Source organism: Bradyrhizobium sp. USDA 3397, assembly GCF_054060965.1.
Map to the genome: position 1 here is coordinate 853,808 of NZ_JBSSDS010000001.1, position 12,837 is coordinate 866,644.

Here is a 12,837-nt window from a genome sequence, read left to right on the forward strand (position 1 = left end):
CCCGGCGGGGGGTGGATGTGACACAGCAAGTTCCAGTGATCGCCTCGCGGCGGTCTCTCGGTTCTGCATTCGGAACGCTGCGCGCGGCGCGATGGATTGCGGTGCTCTGTCTCGCCGCCGGCTCGGGGGCGTGCGTGCTGACCCAGGATCTTCCCGATCCCGCGCTCGACGTTCCCGCGCACTACAAATATGCCGGCAAGGGCGATGCGCCGCCGTCGCTGGATTGGTGGCGCGGCTTCCGCTCCGCGGAGCTGACGCAACTGATGGAGGAGGCGCAGACCGTTAATCTCGACATTGCCGCAGCCGTGGCGCGCATTGTCCAGGCTGACGCGCAGGCGCGACAGGCCGGCGCGGCGCTGCTGCCGAGTGTCTCGACAGCCGGATCGGAGTCCTATTCACGCACATCCGGCTCGAGCGCTTCGGGGCTGTCCATCGGCGGGCGCGAGGTCGTCAATTACTCGGCCTCGCTGAGCGCGAGCTATCAGCTCGATTTCTGGGGGCAGAACCGCGACGCGCTGCAATCGGCGGAGGAGACGGCGAACGCCAACCGTTTCGATCGCGACACGGTCGCGCTGACGACGCTCGCCGCCGTCGCCAACGCCTATTTCCAGGTGCTCGCCTCGCAGGACCGCATCAGGACCTCACAGCGCAACATCGCGAGCGCGCAGCGCATCCTCGATGCGGTGAGGGAGCGCCGCAGGGCGGGCACCGGCACCGATCTCGACGTTGCCCAGCAGGAGAGCGTGCTGGCGAACCAGAAGGCGCTGGTGCCGCCGTTGCGCCAGACGCTCGACCAGAACGTCAACGCGCTCGCCGTGCTGGTGTCGCGGCCGCCGGAGAGCGTGCGCGTGCACGGCGGCTCTCTGGACCGGATCGCGATCCCGCGCGTGACGCCCGGCCTGCCGTCGGAGCTCCTGACGCAGCGGCCGGACATCCGCCGACAGGAGGCGCAGCTCGCCTCGGCCACCGCCAACATCGGCAATGCCCGCGCTCAGTTCTTTCCGACCATCCAGCTCACCGGCAATGGCGGCTACCAGAGCTCGGCGCTGGTCTCGCTGTTCCAGCCGCATGCGGCCTTCTTCCAGCTCGTCGGCAGCGCGACACAGCCGATCTTCGACGGCGGCAGGATCCTCGGCAATTTCGAATTGGCCAAGGCGCGGCAGGACGAGCTGCTGCAAACCTATCGCAAGACCATCGTCCAGGCCTTTGCCGACGTCGACAACGCCCTGTTCTCGATCAAGCAGACCACGATCAGGCTGCAATTGCAGCGCGACGTCGTCGCCGCCTCGCGTCGCGCCTTCGATCTTTCCGAGCAGCAATTGCGTGCCGGCACCGCCGACATCGTCACAGTGCTCAACACCCAACTGACCCTGTTCCAGGCGGAAGACGCGTTGTGGCAGGCCCAACTCGCACGGCTTCTGGCCATCGTCAGCCTGTACCAGGCGCTCGGCGGCGGCTGGGAGCCGCGAATGGAGAAACCGGTCAATGCTCTTTAAGCCGGACACCAAGCAGGGCGCGGGAGAGGGGACGACGAAGAGATCGCGCGGCCGTGGCTTCGTCATGACCCTGATCACGCTCGCGATCCTTGGCGGCCTTGGTTACGTCGGCTGGATTGCAATGCAGCAGCAGCAGGCGAACAACCGCAATCAGCGCCCCGATCTGCCGGTGCCGGTGCTGGCGGCGAGCCCGCGCATCCAGGACGTGCCGGTTTATCTCGACGGCGTCGGCGCGATCCGCGCGCTCAACACCGTAACCGTGCGCTCGCAGGTCGACGGCAAGCTGATCGCGGTCAACTTCACGGAAGGCCAGGACGTCAAGAAGGGCGACGTGCTCGGCGAAATCGATCCGGCGATCTATCAGGCTCAGTACGACCAGGCGGTTGCCAAGAAGGCGCAGGATCAGGCCCAGCTCGCCAATCAACGCATCGACCTCGCGCGCTACGAGCAGCTCGCTGCCTCCAACGCCGGCTCCAAGCAGCAGGCAGACACCCAGCGTGCGCTGGTCGCGCAGACCGAGGCGTTGGTCAAGGCCGACCAGGCTGCGATCGACAACGCGGCGGCGACGCTGAGCTACACCAAGATCGTGGCGCCGATCTCGGGCCGTGTCGGCCTGCGCCTGGTCGACCAGGGCAACATCATCCATGCTTCCGACACCACGGGCCTCGTGGTGATCACGCAATTGCAGCCGATCGCGGTGTGGTTCAGCCTGCCGCAACAGCAGATCATGCGCGTCAACGCGGCGGCGGCGAAGGGGCCGCTCGCGGTCGACGTGTTCGGCAATGACGGCATCACGGTGATCGATACCGGCAAGCTCACCGGCATCGACAACCAGGTCGACCAGACCACCGGCACGCTCAAGCTCAAGGCCGAATTCCCCAATGCCAATTACCAGCTCTGGCCGGGCCAGTTCGTCAATGTCCGCCTCAAGGTCGAGACCTTGACGCAGGCGTTGGTGGTGCCGACCTCGGCGGTGCAGCGCGGCCCGATCGGCACTTTCAGCTACGTTATCGGCGCGGACAACATCGTCTCGGCCAAGCCCGTGACGGTGACCCAGCAGAACGAGCATGACGCCGTGATCGCCAGCGGCCTGTCGGCGAGCGAGAGGGTGGTCACCACGGGCTTCGCAAATCTGTCCGACGGCTCCAAGGTGATCGTCGGCCGCGACGACCAGACTCCATCGGCCGATCTTGCCCCGCGCAAGCGCTCGCGCGCACCGGACGCCCAGAAGAAGGATGGTGCCAACGAAGGCCAGAAGGACGGCCAAGCCAAGGACGGCGAGTTGCGCGCCAAGCGCAAGAGCAGCGAAGGCGACCAGAAGGGGCAGACGGGACCGGCGCCGGGGCCGGGGGCATCGGAAAGTGGAGCCAAGCAGCCATGATCCCGACAACAGCCGCTTGAAGCGGCAGGCATAACCAATGGGCGTCTCCGAACCCTTCATCCGCCGGCCGATCGCGACCTCGCTGCTCGGCATCGCGCTTCTGATCGGCGGGCTGCTCGGCTATTTCGCACTGCCCGTCTCGGCGCTGCCGCAGGTCGATTTCCCGACCGTGCAGGTGACGACGCAGCTGCCGGGCGCGAGTCCGGACGTGATCGCCTCGCTGATCACCGCGCCGCTGGAGCGGCAGCTCGGGCAGATCCCGTCGCTCTCGGCGATGAACTCGACGAGCTCGTTCGGCGTCAGCCAGATCTCGCTGCAGTTCGAGCTCAACCGCGACATAGACGGGGCGACGCAGGACGTGCAGGCCGCGATCAATGCCGCCGCGGGCGTGCTGCCGAGGACGCTGCCTTACCCGCCGACCTACGCCAAGGTGAACCCGGCGGATGCGCCGGTGATGACGTTGGCGCTGCGCTCGGACACGATCTCGCTGCGGGTGATGAGCGACATCGCCGACACCATTCTGGCGCAACGTTTGAGCCAGATCTCCGGCGTCGGGCGCGTGTCCGTGCTGGGCGGGTTGAAGCCGGCCGTGCGCATCCAGGCCGATCTGGCGCGCCTTGCAGCCTACGGCATCGCGATGGAAGATCTGCGCACCGCGATCGCCAATGCCAATGTCTCGGGGCCGAAAGGCTCGCTCGACGGCGCGCAGCAATCCTACATCATCGCCGCCAACGACCAGATCGCGGCGGCCGAAGCCTACAAGCCCGTCATCATCGCCTATCGCAACGGCTCGCCGGTGACCATTGCCGACGTCGCCCAGATCGTCGACGGCCTCGAGAACGACCGCACCGGCGGCTGGTACCAGGGCACGCCGGCGGTCATCCTCGACATCCAGCGCCAGCCCGGCGCCAACGTCATCGACGTCGTCAGCCAGATCCGCGCCGAGATCCCGAAACTGCAGCGCGCGATCCCGGCCGGCGTGAATCTCACCATCGTCTCCGATCGCACCGTCACCATCCGCGCCTCGGTGCGCGACGTACAATTCACTCTGGTCCTTGCCGTCGTGCTGGTGACGCTGGTGGTGCTGCTGTTCCTGCGTTCGTTGCGCGCGACCGTGATCGCCGGCGTGGCGCTGCCGTTGTCGCTGATCACGAGCTTCGGCATCATGTATTTTGCCGGCTTCAGTCTCGACAATCTGTCGCTGATGGCGCTCACGATCGGCACCGGATTCGTCGTCGACGATGCCATCGTGATGATCGAAAACATCGTGCGTCACATGGAAAATGGCGATGGCGCGATGGAAGCCTCGCGCAAGGGCGCCAGCGAGATCGGCTTTACCGTGATCTCGCTGACGGTGTCGCTGATTGCGGTCTTCATCCCGCTCCTGTTCATGTCGGGCCTGGTCGGGCGCATGTTCCGCGAATTCGCGCTGACCTTGACGATTGCGGTCGTGACCTCGGCGGTGGTCTCGCTGACGCTGACGCCGATGATGTGCTCGCGGCTGCTCAAGCACGCGCACGAGGAGCTGGCCGTGCCGGGATTGGCCGCGATCAGCCGCTTCATCGACCGTACGGTCGACGCCTATCACACATCGCTGTTGTGGGTGCTGGAGCGTCAGCGCGCCACGCTGGTCGTGACGTTCGTTACGCTGATCGCGACGCTGGTGCTCTATGTCGTCGCGCCCAAGGGCTTCCTGCCGCTGCAGGACACCGCGTCGATCACGGCGGTGACCGAGGCGGGGCCCGACGTGTCGTTTGCGGAAATGAAGAGGCGGCAGGCCGAGGCGGCCGAGGCCATCAGGGCCGACCCTGATGTGGTCGGCGTGGTGTCGGTGATCGGTGCGGGCTCCGTCAACCCGACCACCAATGTCGGCCGGCTCGTCATGAGCTTGCGGCCGCGCGGCGAGCGCCAAGACGATGTCAGCGTGGTCGTAACTCGGCTGAAGGAGCGGGTCTCCGGCATCCCCGGCATGACCGTCTATTTCCAGCCGGTGCAGGACGTGCAGATCTCGACCCAGTCGAGCCGCTCGCAATACCAGTACACGCTGACCGGCACCGATGCGGCGCTGGTCTCGGAATGGGCGCGCAAGCTGGTTGCGGAGATGCGGCGCGATCCTCTTTTCCGAGACGTCTCCTCCGAGGCGCAGGAGGGCGGCCTGCGGGCGCAGCTCGATGTTGACCGCACGCGCGCCGGCCAGCTCGGGGTAAGCCTGCAAGCAATCACCGACACGCTGAACGATGCCTTCGCGCAGCGGCAGATCTCGACCATCTACGGCCAGGCCAACCAGTACCGCGTGGTGCTGGAGGCCCTGCCGATGTATCAGCGCGATCCCTCGATCCTGTCGAAGCTCTATCTGCCGGGCGCCGCGAGCGCCACCGCCGGCGCGCCCAATGCCCAGGTGCCGCTGTCGGCCGTGGCGACGCTGAAGCGGACCACGGCGCCGCTCGCGATCTCGCACCAGGCGCAATTCCCGTCGGTGTCGCTCAGCTTCAACCTGGCGCCGGGCGCGGCGCTTGGCGATGCCGTCGAAGCTGTGAAGGTGATCGAGACCCGCATCGGCATGCCGGGCAGCATCGTCGGCGTCTATGCCGGCGACGCCGCCGAATTCGCCAAGGCACTCGCCGGCCAGCCGTGGCTGCTGCTCGCCGCCGTCATCACGATCTACATCGTGTTAGGGGTGCTCTACGAGAGCTATATCCATCCGATCACGATCCTGTCGACGCTGCCCTCGGCCGGTGTCGGCGCCATCCTGGCGCTGATGCTGTGCGGACAGGACCTCTCGGTGATCGGCCTGATTGGCATCATCCTCTTGATGGGCATCGTCAAGAAGAACGCGATCATGATGATCGACTTTGCGCTCGAGGCCGAGCGCGGGCGGGGCATGTCGCCGAACGAAGCGATCGTGCAGGCGTGTCTGTTACGCTTCCGTCCGATCATGATGACGACGCTGGCGGCGCTGTTCGGGGCGCTGCCGCTCGCGATCGAGAGCGGCACCGGCGCCGAGCTGCGCTTTCCCCTCGGCATCTCCATCATCGGCGGTCTGCTGCTCAGCCAGCTCCTGACACTTTACACGACGCCCGTGATCTACCTGGCGCTCGACCGCATCAACCGCCGGTTCGAGCAGGCATTGCCGCCGGCCGAATCCGGCGGCCCGCCGGTCGCCGGCGCGACCGAGGGGATGCAGTGATGGCATCGATCTCGGAGCCCTTCATCCGCCGTCCGGTCGCGACCACGCTGCTGTCGATCGGGCTGTTCCTGCTGGGTATCGTCGCCTACCAGTTCCTGCCCGTCGCCTCGGTTCCGAATGTCGACTTCCCCGCCATCTTCGTCTCCGCCAGCCGGCCCGGCGCCGATCCGTCCGTGATGGCGGCGACGGTGGCGTCGCCACTTGAGCGGCGGTTGGGAGAGATCGCCGGCATCAACCAGATCACCTCGACCTCGAGCCTCGGCACGACCAGCATCCAGCTTCAGTTCGACATCGGCCGCAACATCGACAAGGCCGCGCGCGACGTGCAGGCGGCCATCAACGCCGCGATGGTCGACCTGCCGAGCGACCTGCCGACGCTGCCGCGTTTCCGCAAGGCAAACACGGCCGGCGCACCCATCTTCGTGCTGGCGTTGACCTCCAAGACGATCTCTCCGTCGGCGATCTACGACGTCGCCGACAGCGTCTTGGCGCAACGCATCTCGCAGGTGCCGGGCGTCGGCAACGTGTCGATCTCCGGCGCCGACCAGCCGGCCGTGCGCGTGCAGCTCAACCCGGTTGCGCTGTCCAATGCTGGAATCGCCACTGACGACGTGCGAACCGCGATCATCGCCGCCAACGCGCTCGGCCCCGTCGGCATCTTCGAAGGCGAGCGCCAGAGCGAGACGCTGTCGCTGAACAAGCAGATGCGCACGGCGAAGGAGTTCCGCGACATCGTCATCAAGAGCTCGGGCAATAATTTCGTGCGGCTGTCGGACGTCGCCGACATCGAGGATTCCGTCCGCAACGTCCGCTCGATCGCCTGGTTCAACAGGCAACCGGCGGTTCTGATCCAGATCACCAAGCAGGGCGATGCCAACGTCATCGACACCGTCGACCGGGTCAAGGCGCTCATCCCCGAGCTGAAGCAGTGGATCCCGGCCGGTGTCGAGATCTCCACCCTGGTCGATCGGACCGGCACGATCCGCGCCAGTGTGCTGGACATGCAATGGACGCTGCTGGCAACGTCCGTCCTTGTGATGGTCGTCGTGTTCGTGTTCCTGCGGCGGCTGACGCCGACCATCGCGGCCGGCATCTCGGTGCCGCTGGCACTCGCCGGCACTTGCGCAGGCATGTGGGTCGCAGGCTTCTCCATCGACAACCTGTCGCTGATGGCGCTCGCCATCTCCGTCGGCTTCGTCGTCGACGACGCCATCGTCATGATCGAGAACATGTTCCGCAACCTCGAGCAAGGCATGCGGCCGTTCCGGGCGGCGCAGGAGGGCGCCAAGCAGATCGGCTTCACCGTGGTCTCGATCAGCCTGTCGCTGATCGCCGCCTTCACGCCGCTGATCTTCATGGACGGCGTCGTCGGCCGGCTCCTGCGCGAATTCTCGCTGACGCTGACCTTTGCCATCCTGGTCTCGACGCTGGTGTCGCTGACGGTCACGCCGATGATCTGCGCCCATTACATCCGGCAGACCACCTCCGGCACGGCAACGCTGTTCGACCGCATTATCGAAGGCGCGCTATCGCGCACCGTCGCGTTCTACGCCCGCAGCTTGCGCACCGTGCTGGAATTCCCGCTGCTGACGCTGCTGGTGTTCTTCGCCACCATCGCGCTCACGGTGACGCTCTACATCAAGGTCCCCAAAGGCTACTTCCCGACCGACGATTCCGGCCTCATCATCGGCGCGACGCGCGCCTCGGCGGACATCTCGTTTCAGTCGATGCTCGGCCTGCAGCAGCGGCTCGCCGAGATCGTGATGCGGGATCCGGCCGTGGCCGGCATCGGCTCGACCGTGGGCAGCGGAGGCGGGGGGCCGGGGCCGGCAACCTCGAACCGCGGCACCATGTTCATCAGCCTGAAGCCGCCGGAGGAGCGTGGCCACGTGTCGACTGAGGTCGTGATCGACCGGCTCAGGCGCGCGCTGTATCCCGTGCCCGGCATCCGCCTCTTCATGTTCGCCGCCCAGGACGTGCGGGCCGGCGGGCGTCAGAGCGATTCCGACTACCAATATACGCTCACCAGCACCGATCTCGGCCTGTTGCAGAAATGGGCGCCGATCGTGGCCAAGCGCCTGGAGAGCGTGGAGGGCATCACCGACATCTCCAGCGATCGCGATCCCGGCGGGCTGCAGCTGACGCTCGCCATCGACCGCCAGAAGGCGTCCGCGCTCGGCGTCAGGGTCCAGGACATCGACAACGCGCTGAACAACGCTTTCGCACAGCGGCAGATCTCGATCATCTACACCCAGCGCAATCAGTACATGACCGTGCTGGAGATCGACCCGAAGTTCCAGGTCGACCCCTCCAATCTCGATCGCATCTACGTCGCCGGGGCGGGAGATGCGCAGGTGCCGCTGTCGGCCGTGGTGCGCGCGACGCGTGGGCTCGCTGCGCTTGCCGTCTATCATTCGCAGTCGTTCCCATCGACCACGGTGTCCTTCAACCTGATGCCGGACGTGCCGCTTCAGGCGGCGACCCAGAACATCCAGCGCGCGGTCGACGAGTTGCACATGCCCGAAGGCATTCGTGGCAGCTTCGACGGCAATGCCGGCGATTTCGCCAGGACCAGCGGTCGTCAGCCGCTCCTGATCCTCGGCGCGCTGGTCGCGATGTATATCGTGCTCGGGGTGCTCTATGAGAGCCTCGCCCATCCGCTCACGATCATCTCGACGCTGCCTTCGGCCGGCTTAGGTGCGCTGCTGGCCTTGCAGCTCACCAACACGCCGCTGACGGTGATCGCCTTCGTCGGCATCATCCTCTTGATCGGCATCGTCAAGAAGAACGGCATCATGATGGTGGACTTCGCGCTCGATGCCGAGCGCCAGCGCGGCCTGTCCTCGGCCGAGGCGATCTTCGAGGCCTGCCAGGCGCGCTTCCGCCCGATCCTGATGACGACCATGGCGGCGCTGTTTGCCGGCATTCCGCTGGTGATCGCGACCGGCCCCGGCACGGAGTTGCGCCGCCCACTCGGCATCACCATCATCGGGGGCCTGTTCGTCTCGCAGATCCTGACGCTGTACACGACGCCCGTGATCTACCTCCTGATCGACCGCCTGCGGCGGCGATCCGAGCCGCGTCCGCTGGCGGCCCCGGCGGAATAGGTTGTTGCAGCGCCGCGTCAAGCGTATAGCGGCGCCATGTCCAATCCGTCCGACACTACCGCCGCGCCGGCCGAGCCGATCCCCGAATGCCCGCATTGCCAGAAGCCGATGCCGCTGTGCATTTGCGACAGCGTCACGCCGATCGAGAACCGGCTCTCGCTCCTGATCCTGCAGCATCCGCAGGAGCAGGACAGGGCGCTCGGCACGGCGCGGCTGCTGGCCAGGCATTTTGCCGATGCCACGGTGCGGGTCGGCCTGTCCTGGCCGAGCCTGTCCAAGGCGCTGGGACGTCCGGTCGAGAATGCTTCGCACTGGGCGGTGCTCTATCTCGGCTCGGCACGCGCGGCCGATCTCGATGCCGAAGCTGAGATCGTCGCGCTCAACCGCAAGGGCGAGGTCGCGGAGAACCAGCGCGCGATCCTCGGCAAGCTCGAAGGCGTGGTGCTGCTCGACGGCACCTGGAGCCAGGCCAAGGCGCTGTGGTGGCGCAATCCCTGGATGCTCAAATGCCAGCGCGTGATCCTCAATCCGGCGCATCCCTCTCGCTACGGGCGCTTGCGCAAGGAGCCGCGCCGCGACGGCCTCTCGACCATCGAAGCCGCCGCGACGATCCTCGCCGGCCTCGAGCGGCGCTCTGATATCGCCGAGACGCTTCATGCCAGTTTCGAACGGATGCTGGCTCGCTACCGCGAGGTCCAGGCCGAGATGCCGGAACTGGCACCCAAGCCCGCGCCCAAGGGCCGCCGGCGCGACTTCCGGCGCGGCAAGCGCGCCTGATTTTGCCTGGACATTTCGCTGTGCTACCCGCGGGCCGTGGGGTTGCCTAAGCCATTGATCCCCTATATTGGTCCGCCCTTACGGGGCCACGTGGCGGAGTGGTTACGCAACGGTCTGCAAAACCGTGTACACCAGTTCAATTCTGGTCGTGGCCTCCATCACAAGTCTCTGATTTTCCGCAAAATTTTGACTTTTGGGCGGTTTCGCCGAGCCGCACGCGCCAGCCAGTCACCGGGTTTGCCCGGGGCTTGGCGGAAAGGTGCGATTCAGTCCTCTGGCATAGACTTCGCATCTGCGAAGAGACGCATCCAAACCCTGGAGCTGGAGAGCACGTGGGCGACGTCGTTCGATTTGTCCCGAAATCCGAGCTGGAGCGGGCCCGCCTCATTGCTGAGGCGCGCGCGATCTATGACAGCATCTTTCCGCCGGCTGCACCCGACCGGGCGCCGCAGCACGGCGAGGAGCGCGTCAAGACTTGATCGGGCTGCGCCGGTCCCCCCCGGCGCTCGGTCACGCCGAACCGCCCGCAAGGCGGACGCATCGGTTCACTTCAAGGCGGACCTCAGCAGGCCGCGTACCAGTCGTCGGGAAAGGGCAGGAGGGGCCAGGCGCCCTCGTTGTCATTGGCAGCGTTGGGCGTCGCGTTGAAGCTCCACGAGCGGGGCACGTATTCCTCCACCGGCACAGGCGCGAAATCCTCAAACACCATGGCGTCCCGGACAGCATCCAGCAGCAAATTGAATTCGGCTTCGCTCATCACACCCTCGCAGAACGCGGACGGCGCAATGTCGCAAAGCCGATTTGTTTCCGTATTGACCCGATCGTTCGCATTTTAACGATGCGGCGATCGGGACCCGAATGGTTAGCGATTCCTGAAAATCCCCGGGGCAACCCTATGTGCCGCCGCCGCGCGGCGGGTGTGAAGGAGATCACGTCCCTGGCGGTTTATTTCTCGTAACCCCTTTGCACCGTGCCGGCCAATGCAGGCCGGAGCGGGCAGTGCAGAGCGGGAGACCGGTCATGAAGGCGAGGTTCTTGCGGTTTGCGGGCGTGAAGAGCCGGGCGCGGAGCGCCTCGACGGTCGGGCTGTTCCTGACGCTGTTTGCCTCCGCGGCCCATGCACAGGGAACGGCAGAGCAGCGGCGGGCCTGTACGCCCGATGTCTACCGGCTCTGCGCCGGCGAGATCCCCAACGTCCGCGCCATCACCGCCTGCCTGCGTCGCAACCGCGCCAACCTCAGCGAGGCCTGCCGATCCGTATTCGACCAGGCGGGTGGCTGAACGGCCCGCCTGTGGGTTTGTGCGCAGCAAGTGTCTCGCAGAGGCTCGCGAATCGGTCACAGGCACCCTGTGGATATGCTGTGGATTTGCTGCGGATGCCGGACGTGAATGCTTCGTACCGTCGTCGCATCTTGGTCGGCGATCGTCATATCTCCGTCAAATGAGCTCACCGAAATAATTGCGCGATCTGGCAGATCGCTGCTGCGGCCGGAGCTCCGCGCAACGGCGCGTCGAGAGAATGACGGCTTACCGAACACCCACAGCATTCGTCTCAAATTTCAACCGAAGCGTGCATCAAATCTTGATCGGCCGTCCGCTAGGGATGATCGGCAGCCTTGAACGCAGGCCCTCGTCGCCGCGACTAACCTACAGAGTGTATGGGAATCAGCAGAACGTGATCGAGTTTCCTCTTCCGAAAGTACCAAAATGGTGCTTTAGTGCTTTCTATGAGCCCATCTCGCAAAAACGCGCCGTCCGCGCTGCGTTACCGGCTTGCCCCTGACCCGGCCGCCAAGGCCGCCATCGAGGCGACATTCCAGGCTTATGACCGCATGATGGAAATCCTCGATGAGGTGGCGCGGACCCACAATGTGGGTTCCAATGTGGTCCTGCTCCATGCCCATGCCTATGAGCCGATCCGCAAACAGACGGCGCTGCCTTCGCGGCTGGTGACGTTGGGGCTCCGCGACCGCGCGGAGTATCGCGCCGCGCAAGGGCGCCGCCTGCCGCTCGACGACAAGCTCGCCAAGATCAAGGGGCCCGCCACCATTTCGATTGCGACCGTGCAAGGGCGCTTCAGCGTGCCCTTCGACTACGCCGGCTATGCCGAGGGCTGGGGGCAGAGCGTGCCGGCGCGCCTCATCCGCACCGACGACGGTTTCGAAGTTCACTACGGCGTCACGCCGAACAGCCTGCCAGAGGAGGAGAACGCCATGGATAACATCGCTGCCGCTCCCGACAATTTCCTGTCCCGAGTCGGGCGCCTGATTGCCGGGATCGCGTACGATGCGATCGAGCAGGCGGAAGGCAAGAACAAGCTGAAGGTGGTCGGCCAGGCCATCCGCGAAATCGAGCGCGCCGAGACCGAAGCGCGCGATGCGCTCGCCGCTGCGCGGGCCGAGGAATATCGCCTCAACGCGCGCCGCAGCGAGATCGAGCGGGCGATGACCGATCTGACCGCCAAGATCGAGGCCGCGATCGCAGACGGGCGCGATGATCTCGCCCGCGCCGGCATCGCGCGGCAAATGGACCTGGAGGCGCAGTTCGAGGTGCTCTCTCGCGCCATCGACGAGAACAACGAGAAGATCGAGCAATGCGTCACATCGCTCCGCGCGGTGCTGTCGGCGCTCCAGGATGCCGAGCAGCGCCGGGCCGATCTGGAAAAGAGCGAGGCACAGGCCAGCCCACAGACATCGACGTCGTCGCGGAAATCCGGCGGCACCTCCGCTGCCGCGAAGGCGCTGCGGGCGGGCAGGGCAGTGGCACGGGCCACCGGCGTGCCGCCGGGAATTCCTTATTCGAGCGACATCGACGAGCTGAGCACGCTCCATCGCGACAAGGAAATTGCAGCGAGGCTGGCCCGGTTGAAGTCGGGCTCCTGAGTGCGGT

Annotated in this window: 9 protein-coding genes and 1 tRNA gene; 9 read left to right on the forward strand and 1 reads right to left on the reverse strand. The window is 65.9% G+C overall.

Annotated elements, in window-relative coordinates:
- The first annotated feature begins 11 nt into the window (after nt 1-11).
- The 7 genes from ACVWYQ_RS04135 (at nt 12) to ACVWYQ_RS04165 (ending at nt 10,427) form a co-directional block, all read left to right on the forward strand.
- Complete coding sequence (locus ACVWYQ_RS04135; RefSeq protein WP_404541194.1) at nt 12-1,496, forward strand: efflux transporter outer membrane subunit; 1,485 nt, start codon at nt 12-14, stop codon at nt 1,494-1,496.
- Entirely contained in the window at nt 1,486-2,877 is a 1,392-nt protein-coding gene (locus tag ACVWYQ_RS04140; protein WP_404541192.1) for an efflux RND transporter periplasmic adaptor subunit, read from the forward strand. The genes ACVWYQ_RS04135 and ACVWYQ_RS04140 overlap by 11 nt, the downstream gene beginning before the upstream one ends.
- A gap of 37 nt (nt 2,878-2,914) precedes the next feature.
- Entirely contained in the window at nt 2,915-6,064 is a 3,150-nt protein-coding gene (locus ACVWYQ_RS04145) for an efflux RND transporter permease subunit (RefSeq protein WP_456725457.1), read from the forward strand.
- Nucleotides 6,064-9,171 carry an efflux RND transporter permease subunit gene (locus ACVWYQ_RS04150; RefSeq protein ID WP_157284297.1) on the forward strand — a complete coding sequence of 1,036 codons (3,108 nt, stop codon included), beginning with the start codon at nt 6,064-6,066 and terminating at the stop codon, nt 9,169-9,171. Before ACVWYQ_RS04145 ends, ACVWYQ_RS04150 begins: the two co-directional genes overlap by 1 nt.
- Nucleotides 9,172-9,207: 36 nt before the next feature.
- Nucleotides 9,208-9,948 carry a tRNA-uridine aminocarboxypropyltransferase gene (locus tag ACVWYQ_RS04155; protein ID WP_271542155.1) on the forward strand — a complete coding sequence of 247 codons (741 nt, stop codon included), beginning with the start codon at nt 9,208-9,210 and terminating at the stop codon, nt 9,946-9,948.
- Nucleotides 9,949-10,032: 84 nt separating this feature from the next.
- Nucleotides 10,033-10,106 (forward strand) — tRNA-Cys (locus ACVWYQ_RS04160).
- A 174-nt stretch (nt 10,107-10,280) separates the two neighbouring features.
- Nucleotides 10,281-10,427 (forward strand): hypothetical protein, encoded by a 147-nt coding sequence (locus tag ACVWYQ_RS04165; protein WP_198399783.1) that lies wholly within the window; start codon nt 10,281-10,283, stop codon nt 10,425-10,427.
- Between the two features lie 83 nt (nt 10,428-10,510).
- Here ACVWYQ_RS04165 and ACVWYQ_RS04170 read toward each other — a convergent pair whose 3' ends face one another.
- Nucleotides 10,511-10,705 (reverse strand): hypothetical protein, encoded by a 195-nt coding sequence (locus tag ACVWYQ_RS04170; protein WP_157284301.1) that lies wholly within the window; start codon nt 10,703-10,705, stop codon nt 10,511-10,513.
- Nucleotides 10,706-10,968: 263 nt separating this feature from the next.
- Between ACVWYQ_RS04170 and ACVWYQ_RS04175 the strand changes: the two genes are divergently transcribed.
- Entirely contained in the window at nt 10,969-11,229 is a 261-nt protein-coding gene (locus ACVWYQ_RS04175; protein ID WP_271542157.1) for a hypothetical protein, read from the forward strand.
- Between the two features lie 437 nt (nt 11,230-11,666).
- The gene (locus ACVWYQ_RS04180; RefSeq protein WP_404541185.1) at nt 11,667-12,830 is read left to right on the forward strand and encodes a PspA/IM30 family protein; all 1,164 of its coding nucleotides are present in this window, start codon (nt 11,667-11,669) and stop codon (nt 12,828-12,830) included.
- Nucleotides 12,831-12,837: the final 7 nt, after the last annotated feature.